Source organism: Pelagibacterium luteolum (assembly GCF_900100665.1).
Taxonomy (GTDB): domain Bacteria; phylum Pseudomonadota; class Alphaproteobacteria; order Rhizobiales; family Devosiaceae; genus Pelagibacterium; species Pelagibacterium luteolum.
This window is the reverse complement of the sequence record NZ_FNCS01000003.1, coordinates 41329-65744: the sequence shown is the minus strand read 5'-3', so window position 1 is coordinate 65744 and position 24416 is coordinate 41329. Positions and strand designations below refer to the sequence as shown.

At 60.9% G+C, this 24416-nt stretch carries 25 protein-coding genes and 1 tRNA gene; 18 read left to right on the top strand and 8 right to left on the bottom strand.

Going from position 1 to position 24416, the window contains the following annotated elements; all coding sequences use genetic code 11:
- The first annotated feature begins 140 nt into the window (after positions 1 to 140).
- From BLR31_RS06830 to BLR31_RS06820, 3 genes are all read left to right on the top strand, one after another.
- Complete coding sequence (locus BLR31_RS06830; protein ID WP_090593943.1) at positions 141 to 884, top strand: pyridoxine 5'-phosphate synthase; 744 nt, start codon at positions 141 to 143, stop codon at positions 882 to 884.
- Between the two features lie 260 nt (positions 885 to 1144).
- A complete protein-coding gene (locus BLR31_RS06825) occupies positions 1145 to 1750 on the top strand; it encodes an NADPH-dependent FMN reductase (protein WP_090593940.1) in 606 nt (201 codons plus the stop codon).
- 128 nt (positions 1751 to 1878) lie between these two features.
- Positions 1879 to 2400 (top strand): hypothetical protein, encoded by a 522-nt coding sequence (locus BLR31_RS06820; protein ID WP_090593938.1) that lies wholly within the window; start codon positions 1879 to 1881, stop codon positions 2398 to 2400.
- 56 nt (positions 2401 to 2456) lie between these two features.
- Here the strand turns inward: BLR31_RS06820 and BLR31_RS06815 are convergent, their stop codons facing one another.
- Positions 2457 to 2861 carry a hypothetical protein gene (locus tag BLR31_RS06815; protein ID WP_090593936.1) on the bottom strand — a complete coding sequence of 135 codons (405 nt, stop codon included), beginning with the start codon at positions 2859 to 2861 and terminating at the stop codon, positions 2457 to 2459.
- 166 nt (positions 2862 to 3027) lie between these two features.
- Here BLR31_RS06815 and BLR31_RS06810 point away from each other — a divergent pair, with 166 nt between their 5' ends.
- The 3 genes from BLR31_RS06810 (at position 3028) to ilvC (ending at position 6766) form a co-directional block, all read left to right on the top strand.
- On the top strand, positions 3028 to 4947 hold the full coding sequence (locus BLR31_RS06810; RefSeq protein ID WP_090593934.1) for a potassium transporter Kup: 1920 nt from the start codon (positions 3028 to 3030) through the stop codon (positions 4945 to 4947).
- 129 nt (positions 4948 to 5076) lie between these two features.
- Positions 5077 to 5709, top strand: coding sequence for a TetR/AcrR family transcriptional regulator (locus BLR31_RS06805; RefSeq protein ID WP_090593932.1), 633 nt, complete (start codon positions 5077 to 5079; stop codon positions 5707 to 5709).
- 37 nt (positions 5710 to 5746) lie between these two features.
- On the top strand, positions 5747 to 6766 hold the full coding sequence (gene ilvC / locus BLR31_RS06800) for a ketol-acid reductoisomerase (protein ID WP_090593929.1): 1020 nt from the start codon (positions 5747 to 5749) through the stop codon (positions 6764 to 6766).
- Positions 6767 to 6896: 130 nt separating this feature from the next.
- Here the strand turns inward: ilvC and BLR31_RS06795 are convergent, their stop codons facing one another.
- A complete protein-coding gene (locus tag BLR31_RS06795; protein ID WP_090594784.1) occupies positions 6897 to 7454 on the bottom strand; it encodes a dihydrofolate reductase family protein in 558 nt (185 codons plus the stop codon).
- Between the two features lie 139 nt (positions 7455 to 7593).
- On the opposite strand from BLR31_RS06795, the gene BLR31_RS06790 reads away from it, so the two are divergent.
- The 5 genes from BLR31_RS06790 (at position 7594) to BLR31_RS06775 (ending at position 11549) form a co-directional block, all read left to right on the top strand.
- Positions 7594 to 8487 (top strand): PhzF family phenazine biosynthesis protein, encoded by an 894-nt coding sequence (locus BLR31_RS06790; protein WP_090593927.1) that lies wholly within the window; start codon positions 7594 to 7596, stop codon positions 8485 to 8487.
- A 205-nt stretch (positions 8488 to 8692) separates the two neighbouring features.
- Complete coding sequence (locus BLR31_RS06785) at positions 8693 to 9115, top strand: hypothetical protein (RefSeq protein ID WP_090593925.1); 423 nt, start codon at positions 8693 to 8695, stop codon at positions 9113 to 9115.
- Positions 9116 to 9271: 156 nt separating this feature from the next.
- Entirely contained in the window at positions 9272 to 9400 is a 129-nt protein-coding gene (locus BLR31_RS22190) for a hypothetical protein (protein ID WP_280139115.1), read from the top strand.
- A gap of 135 nt (positions 9401 to 9535) precedes the next feature.
- Complete coding sequence (locus BLR31_RS06780) at positions 9536 to 11089, top strand: 2-isopropylmalate synthase (RefSeq protein ID WP_090593923.1); 1554 nt, start codon at positions 9536 to 9538, stop codon at positions 11087 to 11089.
- A 94-nt stretch (positions 11090 to 11183) separates the two neighbouring features.
- Positions 11184 to 11549 carry a hypothetical protein gene (locus BLR31_RS06775; protein WP_090593920.1) on the top strand — a complete coding sequence of 122 codons (366 nt, stop codon included), beginning with the start codon at positions 11184 to 11186 and terminating at the stop codon, positions 11547 to 11549.
- Between the two features lie 317 nt (positions 11550 to 11866).
- Here BLR31_RS06775 and BLR31_RS06770 read toward each other — a convergent pair whose 3' ends face one another.
- From BLR31_RS06770 to BLR31_RS06760, 3 genes are all read right to left on the bottom strand, one after another.
- Positions 11867 to 12292: a DUF1801 domain-containing protein gene (locus BLR31_RS06770; RefSeq protein WP_090593918.1), complete on the bottom strand. Its 426-nt coding sequence runs from the start codon at positions 12290 to 12292 to the stop codon at positions 11867 to 11869.
- 15 nt (positions 12293 to 12307) lie between these two features.
- Positions 12308 to 12679, bottom strand: coding sequence for a VOC family protein (locus tag BLR31_RS06765; RefSeq protein WP_090593916.1), 372 nt, complete (start codon positions 12677 to 12679; stop codon positions 12308 to 12310).
- A 63-nt stretch (positions 12680 to 12742) separates the two neighbouring features.
- Positions 12743 to 13591, bottom strand: coding sequence for a leucyl/phenylalanyl-tRNA--protein transferase (locus BLR31_RS06760; protein ID WP_143009336.1), 849 nt, complete (start codon positions 13589 to 13591; stop codon positions 12743 to 12745).
- A 178-nt stretch (positions 13592 to 13769) separates the two neighbouring features.
- Here BLR31_RS06760 and msrA point away from each other — a divergent pair, with 178 nt between their 5' ends.
- Positions 13770 to 14381: a peptide-methionine (S)-S-oxide reductase MsrA gene (gene msrA / locus BLR31_RS06755; RefSeq protein ID WP_090593912.1), complete on the top strand. Its 612-nt coding sequence runs from the start codon at positions 13770 to 13772 to the stop codon at positions 14379 to 14381.
- 85 nt (positions 14382 to 14466) lie between these two features.
- Positions 14467 to 14542 (top strand) — tRNA-Lys (locus BLR31_RS06750).
- A gap of 67 nt (positions 14543 to 14609) precedes the next feature.
- Here the strand turns inward: BLR31_RS06750 and BLR31_RS06745 are convergent.
- Both BLR31_RS06745 and copM read right to left on the bottom strand, forming a co-directional pair.
- A complete protein-coding gene (locus BLR31_RS06745) occupies positions 14610 to 15368 on the bottom strand; it encodes a MauE/DoxX family redox-associated membrane protein (protein ID WP_090593910.1) in 759 nt (252 codons plus the stop codon).
- A gap of 20 nt (positions 15369 to 15388) precedes the next feature.
- A complete protein-coding gene (gene copM, locus BLR31_RS06740) occupies positions 15389 to 15763 on the bottom strand; it encodes a CopM family metallochaperone (protein ID WP_090593908.1) in 375 nt (124 codons plus the stop codon).
- A 116-nt stretch (positions 15764 to 15879) separates the two neighbouring features.
- Here copM and cueR point away from each other — a divergent pair, with 116 nt between their 5' ends.
- The 3 genes from cueR to BLR31_RS06725 all read left to right on the top strand — a co-directional run bounded on the left by cueR (position 15880) and on the right by BLR31_RS06725 (position 18893).
- Positions 15880 to 16290 (top strand): Cu(I)-responsive transcriptional regulator, encoded by a 411-nt coding sequence (cueR, locus tag BLR31_RS06735; protein WP_090593907.1) that lies wholly within the window; start codon positions 15880 to 15882, stop codon positions 16288 to 16290.
- A 142-nt stretch (positions 16291 to 16432) separates the two neighbouring features.
- Positions 16433 to 17581 carry a lipid II:glycine glycyltransferase FemX gene (locus BLR31_RS06730; protein ID WP_090593905.1) on the top strand — a complete coding sequence of 383 codons (1149 nt, stop codon included), beginning with the start codon at positions 16433 to 16435 and terminating at the stop codon, positions 17579 to 17581.
- 1 nt (position 17582) lies between these two features.
- Positions 17583 to 18893, top strand: a complete 1311-nt coding sequence (locus tag BLR31_RS06725) for a lipopolysaccharide biosynthesis protein (protein ID WP_090593903.1) — start codon at positions 17583 to 17585, stop codon at positions 18891 to 18893.
- Here BLR31_RS06725 and BLR31_RS06720 read toward each other — a convergent pair.
- Positions 18890 to 19477 carry a GNAT family N-acetyltransferase gene (locus BLR31_RS06720; RefSeq protein WP_090593901.1) on the bottom strand — a complete coding sequence of 196 codons (588 nt, stop codon included), beginning with the start codon at positions 19475 to 19477 and terminating at the stop codon, positions 18890 to 18892. The two genes, BLR31_RS06725 and BLR31_RS06720, sit on opposite strands and share 4 nt — an antisense overlap.
- A 127-nt stretch (positions 19478 to 19604) precedes the next feature.
- Between BLR31_RS06720 and acs the strand changes: the two genes are divergently transcribed.
- Positions 19605 to 21554 (top strand): acetate--CoA ligase, encoded by a 1950-nt coding sequence (gene acs, locus BLR31_RS06715; protein WP_090593899.1) that lies wholly within the window; start codon positions 19605 to 19607, stop codon positions 21552 to 21554.
- 119 nt (positions 21555 to 21673) lie between these two features.
- Positions 21674 to 24412 carry an EAL domain-containing protein gene (locus BLR31_RS06710; protein WP_090593896.1) on the top strand — a complete coding sequence of 913 codons (2739 nt, stop codon included), beginning with the start codon at positions 21674 to 21676 and terminating at the stop codon, positions 24410 to 24412.
- Positions 24413 to 24416 lie beyond the last annotated feature (4 nt).

The window sequence follows — 24416 nt, the reverse complement described above, 5'->3', positions numbered from 1 at the left end:
GAGACTTGGGGTCGGAGAGAGGCTGATCCCAGACCCCGGGCATAAATCTCCGGGGTGACGGTTTGTATGGGGCGATAGTGGGTGGAAAGTGGGCTGCGGTTCGGCTACTCACTGGTGCCCATCCACGTAAATAGCCTCCCATGACCCAGCTTTCCGTCAATCTCAATGCCGTCGCGCAACTGCGCAATCGCCGTAATCTGCCCTGGCCGAGCGTTGTGGGGCTCGCACGGATCGTGCTGGACGCAGGGGCCGTGGGGATCACCGTGCATCCGCGGCCCGATGAGCGCCATATCCGGCGGACCGATGTGTTCGATCTCGTCAATTTGCTGCGGGCGGAATACTCCTCGGCGGAACTCAATATCGAAGGCTATCCGACCGAAGCGTTTCTCGATCTGGTCTCTGCAGCCAATCCCCAGCAGGTGACGCTGGTGCCAGATGCGCCCGAGCAGGCGACGTCGGACCATGGATGGGATTTCATTGCAGATCGCGAAATGCTGACGCGGGTTGTAGGCGATCTCAAATCGCACGATCGGCGGGTGGCGCTGTTTTGCGATCCCGATGCCGGGGTCGATCAGATTGCCGCGGCGAAAGCGATCGGTGCAGACCGGGTGGAGCTTTACACCGGGCCCTATGGCTCGTGTTTCGACAATCCAGATGCGGCGATCCAATCGCTGTCCGATCTGGCGGATACGGCGCGGGCGGCGCATGCCGCCGGTTTGGGGATCAATGCGGGCCACGATCTGACGCTGGGCAATCTGCCGGCCTTCGTCGCCTCCGTGCCACATCTCGATGAGGTGTCGATCGGACACGCGATCACAGCCGATGCGCTGACACTGGGGTTTGCCGAGGCGGTTCGGAAATATCTCGGCGCCCTACAGGCGTAAGGGTCAGGCCGCCTGCACTGTCGTTTCGTGGTGGTGTCCTGATTGTTCGTTATGGCCGAACGAATGGGCTTTTGTGTGCGAGTTCGACCTTATTTATCAGCATTTTCAATATCTTAGCGTGCGCGTGAATTGGCGGGAAGAGGGTAGGTGCATTGTGGCGGGAGTAGGATACATCAGTGTGCCTACTTGAGGTCTTGCGCCAGAGTCACATATTCAGCCCTACTTACTGTTCGTAACCAACTCCCCAGAGGGAACACGTCATGTCCAAGCCAAAGATTGCGATCATCATCTCGTCGACACGCGAAGCACGCTTTGCCGACAAGCCTGCCCAGTGGCTGCTCGAGAAGGCCAAGGCCCGCAGCGATTTCGACGTCGAACTGGTCGACCTCCGCGACTTCGACCTGCCGTTCTTCGACGAAGTTGCGTCCAACATGTGGGCGCCTACGCAGGATCCCAAGGCTGTGGCCTGGCAGAAGAAGATCGCCGAATTTGACGGCTATATCTTCCTCGTTGCCGAATACAACCGCTCGATCACCGGCGCGCTCAAGAATGCTATCGACCAGGCCTATGTCGAGTGGGTCAAAAAGCCCGCCGCCTATGTCGGTTACGGTTCGGTCGGCGCTGCCCGCGCTATCGAACAGCTTCGCCTGATCAACGTAGAACTGCAGATGGTTCCCGTGCGCCATGGCGTCCACATCGGTGGTTCTGAATTCTTCACCGTCTGGGGCGGCGGCAAGAACGAGCCGATGTCGGCCATCGAAGCTGTCATCGAGCCGAGCCTCAACGATCTGTTCAACAATCTGACCTGGTGGGCGAATGCGACAAAGACCGCGCGCGCAGAAGACCAGAAGCAGGCTGCAGAATAATCGTTCGTCTCTCCTCCAAGCGAACGACAAGGCCGTCCCGATCGGGGCGGCCTTTTTTTTGTGCCGCGCGCCGCTGTTTGGTCACGCTCGGCGATTAGAGCGAGTGCGATGTTTACGGGGTGTTAACCATGTTGGACTGGCTCGGTGGAGCAACCGATTTCATGTTGGGGACGGCGTTTTCGGCGCTGTCGCTGGTTGGGCTGGCGCCCGAAACTGACCAGCCCTTCGTGATGGATACCATGCTGGCCGGGCTGGCCGAAGGGTGCGAGATGTCCCCCGACCTCGCTGTGTTCCGAGAGCAATTGGTGGCCGATGGATCCTATATCCTGCCGCCGGGAGCTGCCGAGCATTTCGTCGAAGCGCAGATTGCGGTGCATGACGACTACCGCGAGATCGTTGTGCCGGTCGATGGAGTATGGCAGGGCCATCGGGTGGATGGGCTACTCATCCTTGCGGGCATAGACAACGGTATCAGCGCGTTCAGCGTGGTTTTCGATGCCGAGGATATCGGCGTGGCCGACACTTTTGCGCCGCTGGCGGTGTCGTCCAACCAGCGGATGGCCGACGATCCGGAAAACATCGTCGGCGCCAGCGCGGCGTTTGGCACGTTCCAGGGGCGGACGCAGTATATCTGCGATTTTTCGAACTAGGCCGACTTCTCGGGTCGGATCGCGGGAATGGATCCAGCCATGACTATGGTCGTTATTTAGCGCGGCATATCGGGGCAGACATAGGGGACCGGGGAGACCGTGAAGCGGCGTTCGACGACATCGTCGACAAGGTTGAGGGCGAGGACAAGTTCGGCTTCGTTGAGTTCAACGATATCGGCATCGATTGTCACGGTGTCTTCCTGCCAGCTCAGCGATTCGTCGCCGGTCATCTGCCAGTTCGACAGGCGATAGCCTTCCCAGCAAGAGGTCTGCATCATGGTGCCTTCCGAAAGGAAAAGGACCATGGCGCCGGGGCGCCCGGAGTCCTCTTCGGCTTCGACCCAGAACTTTTCGGTCAGCGAGGCGCCGACCACCGGGGCGAAGGTCGCCTCATCCTGCGCCGTCGCGGGCAGGGCAATGCAGAAGGTGGCGGCGATTGTGGCAAGAACTGTAAGTTTCATGGGGCGACTCTCGAGCTAATCAAAGTGTAAATCTCTTGCGGTGATTGGTCCAAAGTGTGGTGAGCGCAATCGTTCCATGCATTGGCAGTATATTGCCGTTCTTGACCAGGTGCATGGACAGGCGTAATTGAGCACGCCTTCTGCAACAGCCCAAGTGGCATTCCAAATGACGCAGGTTAGTAGTGTCGGTGTGCCGGCTTCTCACGAAGCCGCCGACACGGCTCATCGAGCCAGCAAATTTCCCCTTCTTCTCATCGGTGCAATCGGCGTGGTGTTCGGTGATATCGGCACCAGCCCCATCTACGCGTTTCGCGAGGCGCTCGCGGCGAGCGAGGGCGCGCAGCCGCCTGAAATGGTGGTGCTGGGACTGTTGTCGCTGATCGTCTGGATTTTGACGCTGTCGGTGGCCGTCAAATACGCGCTGTTTGTGACGCGAGCCGATAATGGCGGGGAGGGTGGTACGCTCTCTCTCGTGGCGCTGGCGCGCAAGACCTACACAAAGGCGCCGTTCTGGATCACCGGTCTGGGCGTTCTTGGCGCAGCGCTGTTTTATGGCGATGCGATGCTGACGCCGGCGATTTCGGTGCTTTCGGCGGTTGAAGGTATCGAACTCGTGGCGCCGAACCTGACGCGGTTCGTGATCCCGATCACACTGGCGATCATCGTCGGGCTGTTTCTCGTCCAGAAATTCGGGACCGGGAAGGTCGGGGCAGCGTTTGGGCCGATCACTGCGGTGTGGTTCCTGGTGCTGGGGATTTCCGGGCTCTGGCAGGTGATCGAGAACCCGGAGGTGCTGGCGGCACTCAATCCCTACTACGCGATTGCGTTTCTCGTTGCGCATCCGGAACTGGCCGTGGTGGTGATGGGGGCGGCGTTTCTCGCCATCACCGGCGCCGAGGCGCTCTATGCCGATATGGGGCATTTCGGGCGGCGGCCTATCGTTGTCGGCTGGTTTGCGCTGGTCTTTCCTTGCCTCGTGCTCAATTATTTCGGGCAGGGCGCCTATGTGCTCGCTGTTGGCGTCGATGCCGTCGAGAGCCCGTTCTACGAGATGCATCCCGACTGGACGCTGTTGCCGCTGATCGGGTTGACCACGGTGGCGACGGTGATCGCCAGCCAGGCTGTGATCACGGGCGCCTACAGCCTGACGCAACAAGCCATGGCGATGGACCTTCTGCCACGCATGGTGGTGCAGCACACCTCCGACACCGAAAGCGGGCAGATTTACCTGCCCCAGATCAACACGGCGCTGATGGTCGCGGTGATCATCATGGTGCTGGCGTTCGGCAGTTCGGCAGCGCTGTCGGCCGCCTATGGCGTGGCGGTGTCGGGCATCATGGTGGTGACGCTGGCCCTATTGCTGGTGATCATGCGCAGACGGTGGAAATGGCCGCTGGGTGCGGTGATTGCGTTCGGCGCGGTGTTTGCCGTGCTCGATGTCGGATTTTTCGCGGTCAACGCGTCCAAGTTCAACGATGGCGGCTGGGTGCCGATGGCGGTAGCCGCAGTGTTGACGCTGCTGATGCTGATCTGGATGCGGGGGCGCAACCGATTGGCCACCAAGACCCGGCGGAGCGAACTGCCGCTAATGACGCTGCTGAGCAGCCTCAAATCGCGCGATCGCACGATCGTTCCGGGCACAGCGGTGTTTCTGACGGCCGACGAGGCCAGCGCGCCCACGGCGCTTTTGCACTCGCTCAAGCACTACAAGGTGCTCCACGAACACAACGTGATCCTCACCGTGCGGACGGCGTCGATGCCGCGGGTGCCCGACGACGCCAAGGTGCAATATTCAGGCTATGACGAGCGGTTCAGCCGCATGGTTATGACGTTCGGCTATCGCGAGACGCCCAACGTGCCGGTGACGCTTGGGCTGGCGCGCAAGCTGGGCTTTGACTACGACGTGATGAACACATCGTTCTTCCTGTCGCGGCGGCGGCTCAAGCTGGCGCAAAAGCTCGGGGCGATACAGAACCTGGAAGACCGCGTATTTTCGGCGATGGCGCACAATGCCAGTGACGCGACCGCGCATTTCCACTTGCCGACTGGGCGCGTGGTGGAAATCGGGATGCAGGTGGGGTACTGAAAAAACCGTCAACGGTGGTCGGTTCGGGGCTTGAAAAGTGCCGAACCGTACCGTACGGTACGCCTCAATTCGAGGGCCTGTTCGGACCGGCTTGATCGATCTGTACCGCATTGAATTCGGGATGTCACGTTGACGCCGCCGCCACCACTTACTGTCAGCGACGATACGCTCACCGAGCGGCAGAAGGACGTGCTCGATGCGGCGCTGGGACTGCTGGTCGATGGCGGGGACGGGCTGACCATGACGGGCGTGGCGCGGCGTGCGAGCTGCTCGAAGGAAACGCTCTACAAATGGTTTGGCGATCGAGACGGATTGCTGACAGCGACTGTGCAGTGGCAGGCGTCCAAGGTGCGTGTCGTGCCGGTGGATCGGGACACGCTGGACAAGCGCACACTGGGCATCGCGCTCGAAAAATTCGGGCGCGACTGGCTGACGGTTCTGACAGGTGACACGTCGGTGGCGCTGAACCGGCTGGCGGTGTCCCATGCCGGGCAGGAAAAGCGCAATCTGGGGCGGATCGTGCTCGAGAACGGCCCGATCGGCATGGCCCGTCGCTGCAAGCCGCTGCTGGAAGCGGGCAGGGACGCAGGGCTGGTCAAGTTCGACGATGCCGACCAGGCATTCCGCACATTTTTCGGGCTCGTCGTTCGCGACACCCAAATCCGCATGCTGCTCGGTGAGCAGCGGCGGCCAAGCGAAGAGCAGATTGCCGCGCAAGCGCGGCGGGCTCGGGAACAGTTTTTCGCGCTTTTCGGAGCGTAAATTTCAACAGCAAACAAGCGAGCCAGGGAGAACACCAATGCGCGTTTATTACGATCGTGATGCCGATCTCAACCTCATCAAGTCCAAGAAGGTCGCCATTATCGGTTATGGCAGCCAGGGTCGTGCGCACGCGCTGAACCTCAAGGATTCCGGCGCGACCGAAATCGCCGTGGGTCTGCGTCCCGGCTCGGCAACGGCCAAGAAGGTCGAGGCCGATGGTCTCAAGGTCATGAGCGTGGCGGAAGCCGCTGCATGGGCCGACTTCATGATGATGGCGACCCCCGACGAATTGCAGGCTGACATCTATCGCGACGAGATTGCGCCGAACATCCGTGATGGTGCCGCGCTGGCGTTTGCGCACGGACTGAATGTCCATTTTGGGCTGATCGAGCCCAAGGACACCGTCGACGTGCTGATGGTTGCGCCCAAGGGTCCGGGCCACACGGTGCGTGGCGAGTTCGAGAAGGGCGGCGGGGTGCCCTGCCTCATCGCCGTTCATCACGACGCTTCTGGCAATGCGCATGACCTTGGCCTCTCCTACGCCTCGGGCGTCGGCGGCGGGCGTTCGGGCATTATCGAGACGACCTTCAAGGAAGAGTGCGAGACCGATCTGTTCGGCGAACAGGCCGTTCTGTGCGGTGGCCTCGTCGAGCTGATCCGCGCCGGTTTCGAAACGCTGGTGGAAGCCGGCTACGCGCCGGAAATGGCATATTTCGAGTGCCTGCACGAAGTGAAGCTGATCGTCGACCTGATCTACCAGGGCGGCATCGCCAACATGAACTACTCGATCTCCAACACTGCAGAGTGGGGCGAATACGTCACCGGTCCGCGCATCATCACGAGCGAAACCAAGGCCGAGATGAAGCGGGTTCTCAACGATATTCAGTCGGGACGCTTTACGTCGGAATGGATGCAGGAGCACCGTTCGGGCGCAGCGCGCTTCAAGGCGATCCGTCGCAACAACGACGCGCACCAGATCGAGGAAGTCGGCACCAAGCTCCGCGACATGATGCCGTGGATCAAGGCCGGCGCGCTGGTCGACAAGACGCGGAACTAGTTGGGCTACGGCCCCGCTTCTGGCGCCTTTACTGGACCCCGGGACTAAATCCCGGGGTGACGGGTGGGCGGGCGCTGGGTGCAGTGCTTTCCAAAAATGATGAGAAAGGGTCGGCTGTGCCGGCCCTTTTTTATGCGCCGTTTTTTACACCATAGAACAGGACAATACCGCCGCCGGTGAGGGGCTGGGTTTTGATGAGATCCAGATCGATGCGGTGGTCGGAGGGTTTGAAGAGCGGGGTGCCGCGGCCGAGGATAAGCGGGGCGATGCCGAGGCGGTATTCGTCGATGAGACCGGCAGGGAGGAGGGTGGCGAGGAGGTCAGCGCTGCCGAAGATGTAGATATTGCGCTCGGCGTTGCGCTTGAGCTCGGCGATGGCTTTAACGACATCACCCGAAATCAGGTGCGAATTGTTCCATTTGGCGTCCGAGAGCGTGTTGGACACGACGTATTTGCGGATGGTGTTCATGCCGTCGGCGATCTGGCCGGTTTCGTTGGCCCAATAGGTAGCCATGCCTTCATAGGTCTTGCGGCCGAACAACAGCGCTTCGGCCTCGTCGAGCTGGGTGTTCGACAGGGCTTCGAGCTCGTCGCCCCAGACCGTTTCGTGCAGGGACAGATCCCACGGGTCTGGGCCTTCAAAACAGCCGTCGAGGCTGGCGATGTTCCAGACGATCAGTTTGCCCATGGCGGTTGCTCCCTCGGTTTTCGGCGTTTGCCACACATGTTGCCGGGCGATTAACGCTGCCTTATCAAAAGCCTCCTAAACATCGTTGGCAAGGGCGTATCGCGCGCTGTTCGTGAGGCCCCGATGCAAGGACGTTGCGATGAAGTTGCCCTATTATCTCCTCGATGTGTTCACCCGCGATCGGCTGAGCGGCAATCCGCTGGCTGTGGTGCTCAAGGCAGACGAGCTGTCTGGCGCGCGGATGCAATCGATCGCTCGGGAGTTCAATCTATCCGAAACGGTGTTCGTGCTCGCGCCGCAGAACGAGCGGCACAATGCGCGGCTGCGGATTTTTTCGCCTGTAACTGAAATGCCGTTTGCGGGGCATCCGACTGTGGGCGCGACGGTGCTGCTGGGGCTGCAATCGCGTTTGACCGCGGTGCGGCTGGAGTTGGGCGTGGGGCTGGTGACGGCCGTTCTGGAGCGCACCGATAAGCGTACCGGAGAGGCGAAGTTTACCTTGCCGCATCTGCCTGAGCGGCTCGACTGCGATCTCGATATCGATCAGGTGGCAGCCCGGCTCGGGCTGGCTACGTCCGATATTGGGTGTGACGGGATGATGCCGTCACGCTATTCGGCCGGGGTTTCGTTCTATCTCGTGCCGCTCAAGGACGCGCGGGCGCTGGAGGCGATTACGCTCGAGCGCCGCGGGTGGGCCGATACGTTTCCGGGGGAGCGGAACTCGGTCTATGTCTACACCGCAACGCCCAATGAGCGCGGCAATGATTACGCGGCGCGCATGTTCCACATCGCTCATGGGTCGGGCGAGGATGCGGCGACGGGATCGGCGGCTGCGGCGCTGATCGGACAGCTGGCGGATTCGGGGCTTTATGGCGATGGGCACCATGCGCTGAGACTACGCCAGGGGCGCGAGATGGGGCGCCCGAGCGAAATCGCGGTGCAGTTCAATATCGAAGGCGGTGTGCTCAAGCATGCGGGGATCGGTGGATCGGCGGTGGTGCTGGCCGAAGGCATGATCGATCTCGACGATTAGGATGCCCCGATATTCAGGTGAGGTTGGGCTGCGAATGCCGCTTATCTGCGCTTCCGGTACTCACGTACTGGAGTACGCTCCGCTCCGGTTCTCGTTAAGCACCCTTCTCGCTCCACCCTGACCTGAATCTCCAAGCATCCTAAGGCGCGGTGTTGAAGGTCGAATCAGCTAAGCTGGGCTTGCATGTCGTGCGCGGGAGGGGCCGATGGACGTCTTTATCAATATCCTGATTTTTCTCCATATCTTCGGGTTGGTTCTGGGCATGGGGTCGGGCATGGCGATGTCGGGCGTCAGGCGCGCCATGGCGGGCAGCGCGGATGCCACGGCGTTCGATGGACTAATCTCGATCCTCGGGCGCAATGGGCATGTGGGGCTGGCGGTGCTCTGGATCACCGGGCCGCTGGTGGTCTGGCTCAAATATGGCGGAGTTTCAGGGCTGGATTTCTGGTTCTGGATCAAGATCGTCTTTGTGGTGATCCTCAGCGCGGCGCTGGGAATCGGGGCTGTCAATTTCCGCAAAGGGCGGGCCGGGGACGTGCGGGCGGCGGCAATCGCCAAGCGCGCGTCGGCGGTGACGGGGATTTCGGGGCTGATCGTGATCTTCGCGGCGGTGTTCGCTTTCAACTAGGCTTTGCGGCTATTCAGGTGATGGCGGGCTCTAAACGGCAATGTTCTGCGCGTCCGGTAGCCACACACCCAAAAGAAGCGTGCGTAAAGGGTTGCGCTTGCGGCGCAATTGGCTCATGTTTGGTGCGTTGAAGACAAGGATACCAGGGCCGTATCGATGCGCCGCAGCCAAAACCGCGCCGTCGCCATAGCCGCCAGCAAGCACAAAGCTTTGCAGGCTCGTATCCTCATGGGCACGGCGATGCTCGCCTCGCTCGGCCTTCTACTCCTCCTTATCAGCCCCTGATCACCGGCAGTCCGCTTAGAACGGACGGGTCGTCAGGGGATTGTGCCAAGCCGCCGAACAACGACATCAGATGTCCGGCCATGACCTGCTGCATTCAGCGAGATTTCGCGCAGGGGCCGAATAGGGAAGACCACTATGACCACCCAATCCAATACCGACCGCGTCTATATTTTCGACACGACCTTGCGCGATGGCGAACAGAGCCCCGGCGCGACGATGACGCTGGAAGAAAAGCTCCAGGTGGCCGAAATTCTGGACACGATGGGCGTCGATATCATCGAGGCCGGGTTTCCGATCGCGTCGAACGGCGATTTCGAGGCGGTGGCGACGATTGCCAAGCGGGCCAAGAACGCTGTGATCTGCGGGCTGGCGCGCGCGATCTCGGCCGATATCGACAGGGCCGGCGAGGCGGTGCGCTTTGCCAAGCGCGGGCGTATTCATACCTTCGTTTCGACCTCGCCCATCCATCTGGCACACCAGATGAAAAAGACCGAGGACGAGGTGCTGGAAATCGTCACCAGGACGGTGACGCAGGCGCGCAATCTGATCGACGATGTCGAATGGTCGGGCATGGACGCCACCCGCACGCCGGTCGAGTTTCTGGCGCGCTGTACCGAGGCTGCGATCAAGGCCGGGGCGACGACGATCAATATTCCCGACACCGTCGGGTACTCGACGCCGGAAGATTACTACGCGCTGATCAAGACGCTGATCGAGATGGTGCCCAATTCCGATCAGGCGATTTTCTCGACCCACTGCCATAATGATCTGGGCATGGCCGTCGCCAATTCCCTGGCCGGCGTGCGGGCGGGGGCGCGGCAGGTGGAATGCACGATCAACGGGATCGGCGAGCGGGCCGGTAATGCGGCTCTCGAAGAAGTCGTGATGGCGCTCAAGACCCGTGTCGATGCGTTGCCCTTCCACACCGCTATCGAATCGACAAGCCTGTCGCGCGCGTCGAAAGTGGTGTCGGCGGCGGCCAATTTCCCGGTGCAGTACAACAAGGCCATCGTGGGCAAGAACGCGTTCGCCCATGAGAGCGGCATCCATCAGGACGGGATGCTCAAGAACGCTTTGACCTACGAGATCATGACGCCCGAAAGCGTGGGGATCAAATCGACCTCGCTGGTGATGGGCAAGCATTCGGGGCGGCATGCGTTCAAGCAGAAGCTGGCCGATCTGGGCTATGAATTGGCGGACAACCAGTTTCAGGAAGCTTTTCAGCGCTTCAAGGATTTGGCGGACCGCAAGAAGAACGTTTATGACGACGATATCATTGCGCTGGTCGATGATGAGATGGGATCGGGTGCCGATCGTATCCGCCTGGTCGATATGAGCGTGATGTCCAAGACTGGCGGTATTCATCGGTGCGAGTTGAAGGTGTCGGTGGATGGTGCGCCGGTCGAAGTGTCGTTTGACGGCACCGGGTCGGTCGATGCGATCTTTTCGGCGATCAAGGAGGCTGTGGGCGCCCATCCGCATCTGGTGCTCTATGCGGTCGATGGCGTGACCGGCGGGACCGATGCGCAGGCCAACGCGCATGTGCGGCTGGAACTGAACGGGCGGATAGCCTCGGGCAATGCGACCGAGCCCGATACGCTGGTGGCTTCGGCGCGCGCCTATCTCAATGCGTATAACAGGCTGCTGGTCGAGCGCGGTGCGCCGGCACAGGGCGCGCTGGCGGGGTAGTCGATACTCGTAGGCATTTGGCTTGTGCTGCAACTGGATCCCGGGAATAAATCCCGGGATGACTGCTGTAGGATCTCGCCTGGAGGGGTAACCTATGCCGATCTTTCTTGCCGTTTATACGATGAAGCGCGAGGACCTTGCGCGGTTTCGGGCAATGCCCAAGGCCGAGCAGGATGCTGTCGATGCAAAAGGGCTGCCCCTCTGGTCGGCATGGGAAGAAAAGAACGCTGCTCATCTGCGAAAACTCGGCGGGATGGTCGGCAAGACCACGCGGGCGACCAAGAATGGCGTCGGGCCGGGCGTCAATGATTTCTGCGGCTATGTGATCGTTGAAGCCGAGACCGCCGAGGCGGCTGCGGCGCTGTTTGTGGATCATCCGCATGTCACAGTGTTTCCGGGAGACGGGGTGGATGTCATGCCCTTCCTGACCGGGCCGGACGGGATCAAGTCATCGGCGTGACAGAGCGGGTGGTAGCGTCCCGACGCACGAGGGTGCCTGGTCCATGCACGTCATCCTCGGGCTGGACACAAGGACCCGGACTGCGCCGCCACAGGTAGAACCCTCCTGCCTTGCTGGGCATGGCCAAGCTGCGTGGGCCCTCGGGTCGAGCCCGAGGGTGACGGTTGGGGGGTGGTGGGCGCGCTGGATCAGGTCTGTGACGGCGGTTGGGTTCTCTGCATGTGCGGCGGGTGACTTAGCGAGTGAACTGTTGGGGGTGGCAAGGAGGAAGAATTTGTGACGGCGTTGTTCGCTGAGTATGCGGCAGCCTTCTCGGGCTAGCACGCCGAAGAGGTCTGGGAGCCGTCGGTAGCCTCGAAGGTCAGATGCGTGATTTCTTCCAGGACCGCCATGTCGATGTCGGCGAGCTTGTTGACGTAGAGGCAGGCTTTGGAGCGCTTGTGTTTGCCGAGTTTGGCAACGAGTTCGTCGAACTCGGGGAAGCCGCCGAGATAGAGGACGAGATTGGCGGCGCGGGGGGAAAAGGCCACGCGACACATGTCGGCTTCGTGGCCACTGTCATAGCGGTAGTGGTAGCTGCCGAAGCCGATGATCGAGGGTCCCCACATGGTGGCGGGTTCGCCGGTGATGCGCTCCATCATGTCGCGCAGGACGATCGCGTCGGCGCGGCGGACGGGCTTTTCGACGGCGGCGATGAAGGTGTCGACATCCATTTGGGTCGGTTTGGTCTTGATCTCGGCCACGCTGCGTTGGCTCCTTTAGCGATGCTGGTCGATGAGGATGGGATTGCCATCGGGGTCGGTGAGCATGGCGTGGGCCGGGCCTGTGTTGGTGGTGTCCGCTTCGCTATCGAGGGCGATGCCCGATGCTTTGAGTTTTTCCTGCAGGTCGCGGATGTCTTCAAAGCTGTCGAGCGGCGCGCCGTCGAGGCCCCAGCCGGGGTTGCAGGTGAGCATATTCTTTTCGAACATGCCCTGGAACAGGCCGATACTTGTGGTGCCGTTCGAGAGGATCAGCCAGTTCTGGGCCTGATCCCCGTGGATGACCTTAAAGCCGAGCTTTTGGTAGAATTCGAGCGACCGGGCGATGTCCTTGACGGCCAGGCTGAGCGAAAAAGCGCCGAGTTGCATTGGTGTTCCCCCCACAATGGTTGCCGCCATGATGCGCCTGTTGCGCGTGGCGGACAAGCGGGGTCAGGGATGGGTGGTTGCGTCCCAGGTGGAAGTTTCGGCAAGAGTGAAGCGGGCCTGCCATCTGCCGGGCGCACGAACGGTGTCGGCGTGGCGGTCAAGGAGCGCGCAGTAGTCTTCGCGCGGCAGCACAGTGCCGCCAAGGGCCTCGACCCAAGGGGACATGATCTGGTGGTCGACCGAGGCAAAGCCAGCATCGGCGAGATGATGGTAGAGGCTGACGATGGCGAATTTCGATGCGTTATCGACTGTGTGAAACATGGAGAGCGCGGAAAAGACGCCGCCAATTGTGACGCCGAACAGGCCTCCGACCAGTTTGCCGTCCGCGTCGAGAACCTCGACCGAATGGGCATGACCTTCGTCGTGGAGACGAACATAGAGCGCGCGAGCCGTCGGCGTGATCCAGGTGAGGTTGGGCTTGCCCTCGTGCCTGGGGGCGGCACAGCCATCGATGACGCCGGCGAAATCGGTATCGAAGGCGACGGTCATGTCGGTCTGGCGCATCGTGCGTCGGAAACGCTTGGCGATGTGAACGTCGCTCAAATGCATGACGGCGCGCTCCGGTGGAGACCACCATTTCATCGTGCCCCAATGGCTTTGGGGATAAAAGCCGCGCGCCATGGCTTTAAGAACCACGGGTGAGGACAGGTCACGCGCAAGGCCCGCAAAACCGGGCGGACGGGAGGCGATCATCGAGGCATCGGGGACTGGCCGAGGGCGCCTGATGCGGTCCCGCACCAGACCAGCGACGAGAAACGGCACATGGTGCGCGCGGACCGGGCGCAGCCAATATGCAGTGGCAAGGGCCAGGCGGCCCAAGGCAAAATCGCCGGAGGATGTTGTCAGGGGCACCGTTGGTCCTTGCAAAGCTGGTTCGCGCGATGAACCGAATGTGATGGTAGCCGTGCAATCATTTCCGGTTGCTTACCGTATCTACTCTGGCAACACAGATCGGCTTTCGTTCACGCGGGTTTGACTTGCAGGCCGAGTTGGCTCGGCAGCTAGTGGATTTGGAATGAGGAGATATGCAATGTATCGAAAAATCATCGCATCGAGCGTGGCCGGACTGGCGCTGATGGCTACGCCAGCCATGGCCGATACGGCGCTGTTTGCGGGCGGGTGCTTCTGGAGCGTCGAATCCAATTTCGACAAGGTCGAGGGCGTAACGGCGACGACCTCGGGCTTTGCCGGTGGGCATGTCGAAAACCCGAGCTATGAAGACGTGGTCTATACCGATACCGGACACTACGAAGTTGTCGAGATCGAGTATGATCCGGAAATCGTGAGCTATGATCAGTTGCTAACCGTTTATTGGCACAGCACAGACCCCACCGATGCCGACGGCCAGTTCTGCGATCAGGGCAGTTCATATCGGCCGGCCATATTCGCGTTGACGCCTGAGCAAAAGCAGACGGCCGAGGCCAGCAAGGCGGCGATCGCGCAGCAAAGCGGCTACACGATCGTGACGGAAATCAAGGATGCGGCACCGTTTTATGCTGCTGACGACTATCATCAGGATTTCCACATCACCAATCCGGTCCGCTACAACGCTTATCGCATCGGGTGTGGGCGCGACCGGGTGATCGAGCAATTGTGGGGCGATCAGGCCTTTCTGGGGACCAGCGAAAACCCATTCCCCTGATATCGCTTTTTGGGTGGACAGGCTGAAAGCTGTTTGCTAGAGAGGCGCCATTCCGGCGGTGCCGCAACGTGCCGCCGGGTTTTGTGGGTGCATAGCTCAGTTGGTAGAGCAGCTGACTCTTAATCAGCGGGTCCAAGGTTCGAGCCCTTGTGCACCCACCAAAAACCCCTCTTTCGAGGGGTTCACGGTGATCCCTCATATAACGACTGCCGGTGCGTTTCGCCGGGCTCAGTGGCCCAGGACGAATGGCTTGGCGAGCATCCAGATGGCCATGGCGACCATCATCAAGTTTTCGGTCAGTGACACAAAGCCCAAAGGGACGTTGCTGTCGCCGCCGACACAGGCGCATTTGAGTTCGCGTTTGTCGATATAGACAGCCTTGAAAACCGAGACCGCTCCGACCGTGCCGATAACGAGCGCCAGCGGGATCGAAAGCCACATCAAGGCGCCGGCGACCATCAGCAGCCCGGCCAGACCTTCGGCGAAGGGATAGACATAACCATAGCGCACCCAGCGCTGGGCGAGCAGGTCGTAGTTCAGAAACATCGTAGCGAAGCTCTCGACGTTCTTGAGCTTTTGCAGGGCCAGCAGGCACATCGAGAATGCGACGAACCATTCTGCGGTCTGGATGGTCGCGAGACTGCCAAACGCCGCCCAACTGGCGGCGAGCGCCATGAGCGCCGCCATGGCGAACAAAGCGATCACCGGCGTGTAGGTGACGGCGTTCTTGTCCTTGACCTTCTTGCCGAAATGGCGCGCCAGATCGTCATAGCCGCCGATGCGCTGGCCATTGATGAAGGTCTGAGGGGTGGTCTTGACGTCGTGCTCGGCCTTGAAGGCATCGATCTCGGGGCGCGAGGCGAGCTTATGATCGTTGACTGCGTAGCCATTTCGCTTCAGGAGATCGAGAGATTTCAGGCCATAAGGGCACGTGTGCTGGTCGGTGACCATGCGGTAGAGATCGGCGGTCTTGGTGACGGTTGTCATTGTTTGTCTCGTTACTTTGATTACTGGCCGCGCTCGGCAAGCCAGGCGCGCATCATTTCGATTTCGGCATTCTGAGTGGCGATGACCTCTTCCGCCAAGGCAAGCACCTCGGGATCGGTGGCGTGTTCGAGTGCCACTTCTGCCATATCTATAGCGCCCTGATGATGCGGGATCATCGCGAGCATGAAGTCGATATCGGGATCGCCGGTGAAATCGATGGCCATGTCTTCGTGCATACGTGCATTGGCGGCCTGGTACGCGGCAGTGGCCGGGTCGTCGGCCACCGAAGAATGCTGCATATGGGCGTCGTGGCCGCCGGTTGACGTGTCCTGTGCAGCGGCAATTCCAGGGGCGCCGGTCAGGGCAATGAGTACGGCAAGCGCAAGCGGTTTCATGATCGCGATGGTCCTTATCTTGTTCGGAGAGCGCAAGGATTGATGTGGGCGTGAGTCTGGACCTATATGTGTAAGGCTTCCAACCATGGGAAGGTCAAGCGAGGTCTCGACGCATTATGAATATCGGTGCAGCAGCAAAGCTTTCGGGCGTTTCGGCCAAGATGATCCGCTATTATGAGGAGATCGGGCTTGTGCCGCCGGCGGATCGTACAACGTCGGGGTATCGCGACTATTCCACGCCTGACGTTCATCAATTGCGGTTCATTCGCCGGGCGCGCGATCTTGGGTTTTCGGTTGCCGAAATCGCCACGCTTTTGGGCCTGTGGCGGGACAGGACTCGGCAGAGTGCGGACGTCAAGCGGATCGCGCGGGAACACGTCGCCGATCTGGAAGGCAGGATCGCAAAGCTGCAGGACATGGTCGATACGCTGAAGACCCTGGCAGACACTTGCCACGGCGATGAGCGGCCAGAATGTCCGATCATCCGACGGCTCGAGGGGGAGAGCGTTGCTCCCGAGGTTCGATAGGTAATCCGCGCGATTTGTCGGGGACGTCTAAAGCTTTTTTTACCACGGTGGGAAGTGGAGCACTTTCGGCCCTAGGGTGAAAGTATTCGGCAGGGGCGGGTGGGTTAGATTGCGGCAATTCAATCCCGCTATCGAGTGAACCATGATTTCGACCAGCCATAGCTCAGCCTTTCCGGCGCTTAAGCGGACGTCTGCCGCAGCGCCGACCCAAGGGTTCGTTATGACGGCGACCGATGGGGATGGCTGGGACCGCACGGTTTCGGGGTTCGATGGGGTTTGCCAAGAACAGCTTTATGCCTATGCGTCCCGTCGCTGGCCGGGTGTGACGCTGGAGCCAATGCTGTTTTCGGACGGTGGCGCCGTTGTCGGCGGGTCGCTGGTCATGGTGCAGAAACTGCCGCTGGGGCTGGCGAGCGTGGCGCTGTGCAAATGGGGGCCGATCCTTGCTGATGGTGCTTCGGACCCGTCGGGGCGCATCATGGCCGGCATGGTCGAGGCGATGATCGCCGAATATGCCGACCGGAGGGGGATGATGGTTTCGATCATGCCCAAGGTCGAGCCGGGACATGAAAACCGGGTGGCGCGGATGCTTGAGGCGCGCGGGTTTTCGGCCGGTGTGGGCGTCAAATATCCGCTGCGCTATGTGGTCGATGTGACCCTTGAGGACGAGGCGCGCATGGCGGCGTTCGGGCAGAAATGGCGTTACAATCTACGCAAGGCGTTCAAGGCCGGTCTGGAGATCGAACACGGGACGCCCGCGGACCTTGGGCGATTCATGACGCTTTACCGTGCCATGACCGAGCGCAAGATGTTTGCCGATTATTCCGGAATTGATACCGTCGATGCGCTGATGGCGATGCCTGATGGTACTGCGCGGCCCGAGCTGTTTTTCGTGACGCATAGCGGCGAGACTGTCGCCGGCGCCATGATTTTTACGGCTGGCGATACGGCCTGCTATCTCTACGGCGCGACGAATAATGCAGCGCTCGACCTGCGGGCTGGCTATTTCCTCCACTGGCACATCATCAGATGGCTACGCGAGAACACGCGCGCCAAGCTCTATGACCTGGGTGGGACGGACGGCTTTGCCGGGCTGCAGCAATTTAAAAGTGGGATGGTCGGCGAGGCCGGGCATATCAGCCCGCTGCCTCCGGTCTATAATTTTGCCACCCATACGCGGGCCCGGCTGGCGGGGACTTTTGCCTACAAGGCGCGGGAGTGGGTGACGCGGAGCCGGGATCGGGTGACGGCGCTCAGACTTGCGGCGATGCGCCGGATGGGGCGACGCTGATATGAGTATTGCGGGCAAGCTTGCGTCGAAATCGGTTCTGATTTTCGGGTTGCGCATTTTTGGCGCTGGTTTCATCTTTCTGGTGCAGGCAGCGATTTCGCGCGTCTGGGGGGCGGAGTCGCTGGGCGATTTCCTTTTGGTGATTGCGGCGGCGAACCTCATCGGCGTGGCGTTGCCATTGGGCTTCCAGACAGTCGCCACCTATTTTGCCGCCGAGTATGGATCGCGTGGTGAGGGCAATCATCTGCGCCGGTTCGTCAGGCGGAGCTATGTATATCTCGCCGTCATGGGCGTAGTGGCGCTGGTGCTTGGATGGCCGCTGACCCATTTGATGGGAGAGGCTGGTGAGCATCTGCGACCGCTATGGCTGCAAACGGTCGTGATCGGTGTGGCAACTGGGCTGACTTATGTCTCAACGACCATTCTCGTGGGGCTCAAGCAGCCGATGACCGGGTATCTGCCCGACATGCTGTTTCGGCCGGGGCTGACGCTGCTGGCGTTCGGGCTTGTGGCTGTGCTTTCGACGGCGCCGGACATGGCGAGAATGCTTTGGGTTTTGGCGGTCGCACTGCTTGTGCTGTTCGCCTGGCAGTGCCTTTCGGTGCGCAAGGCGGTGCTGGCGGTGCCGACGCAGGATGCGTGGCGTGCCAAGGAGCCGCGCCGCTGGTGGCGGTTTGCCGCGCCCTGGGTTCTGGTGACACTGGCGTCAGACTATTTCTTCGACATCAATCTGATCCTTCTGGCCGGACTGCTGGGGCGTGAGGATCTGGCGATTTTCGGTGTGTCGACGCGGATTTTTGCTCTTGCGGCGTTCGGGGTCGTGGCCGTCTATGCGCTGACGCTGCCCAACATGTTCGATGCAGAGCGGGACCCTGACCAGCAGGCGTTCGCAAAGCGGGTGGGCGAGGCCAATCTTGTGGCTACGGGGCTCGCGGTTCTGTTGTTTCTCGGCGTTTTGATCTTCGGACGCTATGTGCTGATGATCTTTGGCGAGGACTTCGCCGATGGCGCCCTGCCAGTGGCGATATTGTGCCTTGGGCTTGTGGTGCGCGCGGCGTTCGGGCCGGCCTCTCTGGTGCTCTCGATGCACGACCGGCCGTGGGCCAGCCTGCCGGCCGTGGGTTTGGGCGTGATGGCGCTTGTGATCGGCAACTGGACGCTGGTGCCGCCCTATGGGCTGATGGGCGCGGCTGTTTCCGCCTTTATCGCGGTTTCGATCTGGTCGGTAACGCTGTGGCTCACGGCGTTGCACAGGGCGAAGGTGGATGTGTCCATCTTTGGACTGTTGCGTCGGCGGCCGGTGGCGGCCTAGCGGTCGCTCAATGCCTTGAGCTTGAGTTTCAGCCGCGTTGCCAGAGGCAAGCGGATGCCGTCGTCGTAGCCGTCGATGGATTTTGTGAATTTGCGCTCCATGACGAAATAGTCTTCGCCAAAGATATGGTCTTCGAGATGGGCGACCTGCTGGTAGCCGAAGCGCTTGAGGAGGACGAGGGCAGGGCGATTGTCGGGGCGGGTGTAGGTCGAGGCTTTGTGGAAGCGGTTGTTGTCCCAGTGGGAGATGAACGCTTCCATGCCGAAGCGGCCCAGCGGAGTGCCGCGGAAATCGGGATAAATTGCCGACCAGAACTGGAAGATCGTGCCGTTGGCCGGACCGGAGATCAAAAAGCCGCCGGTCTTGCCGTCGGTTTCCAAAAGCAGGACGTGCCAGGGGTCGATGGCCATGAGCGTGCGCAGGAATGTTCGGTCGAAGCGCGCTTTCTCATAGGCTTTGAAGCGCTCGCCGTAATAGGGCATCGAATCGATCAGATCCATCAACTCCCGATGGACGTCATTGATGTCGGCTTCAGTGGCACCGCGCGCGGTCATCTGTGATGGCGTGATCTGCGGATCGGTCATTGTCCGGCTCCCTGATTGGCGCAAAGACTAGCCGGAGCGTGGCTAAGAAAAGGTGAGCGGACGGCATGGCTTGCTCCTATCGGAAACGCCGGGTTAAGACAGGGCCAAATCATTTGTGGAGGAAGCCATGAGCCCGGAGGCCCTTTTTGCCCCGTCCGACGACGTTGTCGCCAAGACCCATGTCAACGCAACGCAGTACGAAGAGAAGTACGCGCGTTCGGTAAATGATCCGGACGGATTTTGGGGCGAGCAGGCCAAGCGGATCGACTGGATCAAGCCCTTCACCAAGGTCAAGAACACAAGTTTTAAATGGCCGGACATCTCGATCAAATGGTTCGAGGACGGCGAACTCAATGTCACTGCCAATTGTATCGACCGGCATCTGGACACACGTGGCGATCAGGTCGCGATCATTTTCGAGCCCGACGACCCCAAGGCCGAGGCGCGGCATATCACCTATCGCAAACTGCATGAAGAGGTGTGCCGCTTTGCCAATGTGCTGAAAGGTCTCGGCGTTAAAAAGGGCGAGCGCGTCACGATCTATATGCCGATGATCCCCGAAGCGGCTTACGCGATGCTGGCATGCGCGCGGATCGGGGCCGTGCACTCGGTGGTGTTTGGCGGGTTTTCGCCCGATGCTTTGGCCGGTCGGGTCAACGATTGCGATAGCCGCGTGGTGCTGACGGCTGACGAGGGGCGTCGCGGCGGCAAGTCCGTGCCGCTCAAGGCCAATGTGGACAAGGCGTTAGAGGATTGTCCGGGCGTTGAAAAGGTGCTGGTGGTGCGCAACACCGGCGGTGATGTGGCCATGAAGGGCAGTCGCGACGTGTGGTGGCACGAAGCGGCCGCCGGGGTCGAGGCAGTCTGCGAGCCCGTGGCGATGAACGCCGAAGACCCGCTGTTCATTCTTTATACCTCTGGATCGACGGGCAAGCCCAAGGGCGTGCTGCATACGACCGGGGGCTATCTGGTCTATGCCTCGCTGACGCACGAATTGACATTCGATTATCGCGATGGCGAGGTCTACTGGTGTACCGCGGATGTGGGCTGGGTGACCGGGCACAGCTATATCGTCTACGGCCCCCTGGCCAATGGCGCGACGACGCTGATGTTTGAGGGTGTGCCGAACTATCCCGACGCCGGACGGTTCTGGGACGTCGTGGACAAGCACAAGGTCAATATCTTTTACACCGCGCCGACGGCGATCCGCGCTTTGATGGGCGCGGGAAACCAGTTCGTCGAGCGCGCGGATCTGTCGACCCTGCGGCTCTTGGGGTCGGTGGGCGAGCCGATCAACCCGGAAGCCTGGATGTGGTATCACAAGCAGGTCGGGCGCGAGCGGTGCGTGGTGATCGATACATGGTGGCAGACGGAAACCGGCGGGTTCATGATTACGCCACTACCGGGTGCGATTGCGACCAAGCCGGGATCGGCGACAAAGCCGTTTTTTGGTGTTCAGCCGGTGGTTCTGGAGCCCGAAAGCGGCAAGGTGATCGCGGAGACCGAAGCGTCGGGCGTCCTTGCCATTGCCGATAGCTGGCCGGGGCAGATGCGGACGGTCTATGGCGATCACCAGCGGTTCAAGGAAACTTATTTCCAGCAATACAAAGGTTTTTACTTCTCGGGCGATGGCTGTCGCCGGGACGCCGATGGGTATTACTGGATCACCGGACGCGTCGATGACGTGCTGAACGTTTCGGGGCACAGGCTGGGTACGGCGGAAGTCGAGAGTGCGCTGGTCGCACATCCGAAGGTTTCCGAGGCCGCTGTTGTCGGCTTCCCGCACGACGTCAAAGGGCAGGGGATTTACTGCTATGTGACGCTGATGGCCAGCGAGACGGCGTCCGATGATCTGGCTGTCGAACTGCGCAATTGGGTGCGCAAGGAGATCGGGCCGATCGCGTCTCCCGATCATATCCAGTTCGCTCCGGGTCTCCCCAAGACGCGTTCGGGCAAGATCATGCGGCGTATTCTGCGCAAGGTGGCAGAGAACGATTATGGGGCGCTGGGCGACACCTCGACGCTGGCCGACCCAGCCGTGGTCGACGATTTGATCGCCAACCGCAAGAATCGCTGATCGGACAAGCATTTATCTCTAAGGTGGCGGCGTTTTATCGGACATCGCCACCTCAAGATTTACGGCTTGTTCAGCGCCGGTGGTAATAATCGCCGTCTGATCAGGAACGGCGGAGCGGCGTGGATAGGCAGCGGCAACTCATCATCATCGCTGCGGTCTGCGCGTTCACACTGGTCGGTGTGGCCGCAGGATGGTTTGCCGCGCTCGATGGCGCGATGCGCGATGTGCGGTTTTCCCTCACTAACCGCCCAGCGACCGGTGAGATCATTCTGGTCGAGATCGATGCCGAGGCCGTGGCCAACACTGGCGTGGGTGTGGGTACACGAGGGCTTTATGCCCGCGCGATAGAAGAGTTGTTCATCCGCGGCGCGCGCTCGGTCACTCTTGGGATCTCGGTATCGAGCCGGGAACCCGACCCCGGTGACGCCGCACTTGTCCGGACCTTGCAGACCCATGCAGGGCGTGTCAGGACGATCACGACGCATCGGGGCGAGAGCGGCGGTGATCTCACCCTGGCGTTCCCGTCGCCGCTGTTCGCCTCCATCGCGCCGCCTGTCTATATCGACGCGGTGATGGGCCGGGACCGGCTGAAGGGTACGTATGATACCACCGCCATGCACGATGGCTGGGTGATCGAATCCTTTGCGACCGCGCTAACGCCGAGCCGCGACATCCGTCCGGACAGTTTCTTTGTCGACTACGCGATCGATTATGCGACGGTGCCGCGGGTTACCCTGTCCAACCTGTTCGACGGAAATACTGCGCCGGAGTTCTTCCTGGATCGGGATGTCGTAATCGGATTGGCGAGCTACGCCCAGATTTCGACCCAGACCGTGCCTCGGTATGGCATGCTTTCGACCCCGGCCGTGGAACTTCTGGCTGCCGAAAGCGTGCGCCAGGATCGCATGTTGCGCTCGATGGGCGGAATGCCGGTCGGGATCATCATCATTGCCGGCACGCTGGTTTTTGCAATCCTGCGACCGAGCATGACGCTTCGTTCGGCTCTGCTGGGGTCAGCGGCCTATAGCGGCGTTCTCGAATTCGTGGCGCTGGTGCTGCAAGTCCATTCCGGGCTGCTGCTCGAGACGGCCGGCATTCATGTGGCGCAGGCCGGGTTGATCATTGCGGCGTTCTGGCATGAGCTCGAGCAGAAGTCCCAGTCGCTCAGCAAAGCTTCGCGTGAGCGCGATGCGATGCGGTCGATGCTGGAGCGCGTGGTTGCCGACAATTTCGATGGCGTGGTCGTGATCGACCGCAACAAGACGATCCGTGCAGCCAGCCGGCTGGCGGAAGATCTGGTAGGGCCGGGCCTCGTTGGCAAGCGGCTCGAAGAGGTTCTGCCGGCGCCCTTCCGCCATGCCCTCGAGCGAGCGCTTGATCATGGTGATGCCATGGATGCGGTTTGCGAGACCGCCATTGCCTTTAAAGATGTCGAGCGGGTCATCGAATTTGTCGTCACGCTTTCAGATATCGATGCTGACGAAAGCACGGGGCGGGTGGCGTGTCTCACCTTCCGTGACGTGACCGAGCGGCGCCATGACGAAGAGCGCATGAGCTATCTTGCCCTGCACGATCCACTGACCGGCGCTGCATCGCGCGCGCGGTTTCTGGACGAAGTGGGCAAGCAGTTGATCAAGCCCGCGGACAGGTTTCGTGGTGTCGGCGTCTTTCTCATCGGCCTGTCGCGGCTCAAGACGATCAACGATACGCTCGGCCATGCGCATGGCGATGCGTTGCTCAAACAGGTCGTTTCGCGGCTCGATCTTTTGGGTCCGATCAGCGTCGCCCGGCTTGAGGGTAACGCATTTGCCGTGCTGCGGCAGGGCCTGACCACTACCGACGACGGGCGCGCGTTCGCCGACCAATTGATCGAAACCATCTCCCGGCCCTATCACCTCGATGGGCACCAAGCGATTATCGGGGCACGGGTGGGCATGAGCGATTCCGATCTTTCGGGGAGTTCGCCCGAAGCGATCGTGACGCATGCCAGCCTGGCGCTGTCGATCGCTATCGACCAGCAAGGCAATTGCGCCGTCACCTTTTCCAAGGACATGGACGCAAGGATCAAGACCAAACAGGACATGGAGATCGCGCTGCGCGCCGCCTTGTCCAATAACGAGTTCACTGTCCACTATCAGCCGCAGGTCGATCTGGAGACGGGGGAGATCATTGGCGTTGAGGCGTTGACGCGGTGGACGCATCCGCTTCTGGGTACTGTTTCTCCCGCCGAGTTCATTCCGGCGGCCGAGGAGACCGGGCTCATACTCGAACTCGGGCGCTGGGTGCTCGATACGGCTTGTGCGGAAGTCGCGACATGGGACAAGCCGGTACGGCTTTCGGTCAACGTTTCGCCGCTTCAGTTCGACTATGGCGATATCGTCGGCGACGTGGAGGCGGCGCTTGCGGCCTCGGGCCTTGCGCCCAACCGATTGCAGGTCGAGATCACCGAGAGCCTGCTGGTGACGGAAACATCGCGTGCCGCGACCAAGCTTCTGGCATTGCGTGACATAGGCGTCGGGGTGGCGCTGGACGATTTCGGCACGGGGTATTCATCGCTCAGCTATCTGGGGCGCCTGCCGATTGATACGATCAAGATCGACCAGAGCTTCATCCGGGGACTGCCGCAGGATGCCGAGGCGTCTGCGATCGTGCGCACTGTGCTGATGCTTTCGGAATCGCTGGGCAAGAATGTTGTGGCCGAAGGGATTGAGACCCAGGACCAAGCGTGGCTCCTGCGCCTGGCCGGCTGCAAGATCGGTCAGGGCTATTACTTCGCCCGACCGGCACCGGCGGCTCAGATCATCGCTCTGCTCTCGGGGGCCGAGCAGGACAAGTTCACGACGCGCATGATCGGCTGATTTA

What these genes read in the sequence shown, in the direction of transcription:
- BLR31_RS06830 (WP_090593943.1), top strand. Translation starts at nt 141, where the DNA reads ATGACCCAGCTTTCCGTCAATCTCAATGCCGTCGCGCAACTGCGCAAT.
- BLR31_RS06825 (WP_090593940.1), top strand. Translation starts at nt 1,145, where the DNA reads ATGTCCAAGCCAAAGATTGCGATCATCATCTCGTCGACACGCGAAGCA.
- BLR31_RS06820 (WP_090593938.1), top strand. Translation starts at nt 1,879, where the DNA reads ATGTTGGACTGGCTCGGTGGAGCAACCGATTTCATGTTGGGGACGGCG.
- BLR31_RS06815 (WP_090593936.1), bottom strand. Translation starts at nt 2,861, where the DNA reads ATGAAACTTACAGTTCTTGCCACAATCGCCGCCACCTTCTGCATTGCC.
- BLR31_RS06810 (WP_090593934.1), top strand. Translation starts at nt 3,028, where the DNA reads ATGACGCAGGTTAGTAGTGTCGGTGTGCCGGCTTCTCACGAAGCCGCC.
- ilvC (WP_090593929.1), top strand. Translation starts at nt 5,747, where the DNA reads ATGCGCGTTTATTACGATCGTGATGCCGATCTCAACCTCATCAAGTCC.
- BLR31_RS06795 (WP_090594784.1), bottom strand. Translation starts at nt 7,454, where the DNA reads ATGGGCAAACTGATCGTCTGGAACATCGCCAGCCTCGACGGCTGTTTT.
- BLR31_RS06790 (WP_090593927.1), top strand. Translation starts at nt 7,594, where the DNA reads ATGAAGTTGCCCTATTATCTCCTCGATGTGTTCACCCGCGATCGGCTG.
- BLR31_RS06785 (WP_090593925.1), top strand. Translation starts at nt 8,693, where the DNA reads ATGGACGTCTTTATCAATATCCTGATTTTTCTCCATATCTTCGGGTTG.
- BLR31_RS22190 (WP_280139115.1), top strand. Translation starts at nt 9,272, where the DNA reads ATGCGCCGCAGCCAAAACCGCGCCGTCGCCATAGCCGCCAGCAAGCAC.
- BLR31_RS06780 (WP_090593923.1), top strand. Translation starts at nt 9,536, where the DNA reads ATGACCACCCAATCCAATACCGACCGCGTCTATATTTTCGACACGACC.
- BLR31_RS06775 (WP_090593920.1), top strand. Translation starts at nt 11,184, where the DNA reads ATGCCGATCTTTCTTGCCGTTTATACGATGAAGCGCGAGGACCTTGCG.
- BLR31_RS06765 (WP_090593916.1), bottom strand. Translation starts at nt 12,679, where the DNA reads ATGCAACTCGGCGCTTTTTCGCTCAGCCTGGCCGTCAAGGACATCGCC.
- msrA (WP_090593912.1), top strand. Translation starts at nt 13,770, where the DNA reads ATGTATCGAAAAATCATCGCATCGAGCGTGGCCGGACTGGCGCTGATG.
- BLR31_RS06745 (WP_090593910.1), bottom strand. Translation starts at nt 15,368, where the DNA reads ATGACAACCGTCACCAAGACCGCCGATCTCTACCGCATGGTCACCGAC.
- copM (WP_090593908.1), bottom strand. Translation starts at nt 15,763, where the DNA reads ATGAAACCGCTTGCGCTTGCCGTACTCATTGCCCTGACCGGCGCCCCT.
- cueR (WP_090593907.1), top strand. Translation starts at nt 15,880, where the DNA reads ATGAATATCGGTGCAGCAGCAAAGCTTTCGGGCGTTTCGGCCAAGATG.
- BLR31_RS06730 (WP_090593905.1), top strand. Translation starts at nt 16,433, where the DNA reads ATGATTTCGACCAGCCATAGCTCAGCCTTTCCGGCGCTTAAGCGGACG.
- BLR31_RS06725 (WP_090593903.1), top strand. Translation starts at nt 17,583, where the DNA reads ATGAGTATTGCGGGCAAGCTTGCGTCGAAATCGGTTCTGATTTTCGGG.
- BLR31_RS06720 (WP_090593901.1), bottom strand. Translation starts at nt 19,477, where the DNA reads ATGACCGATCCGCAGATCACGCCATCACAGATGACCGCGCGCGGTGCC.
- acs (WP_090593899.1), top strand. Translation starts at nt 19,605, where the DNA reads ATGAGCCCGGAGGCCCTTTTTGCCCCGTCCGACGACGTTGTCGCCAAG.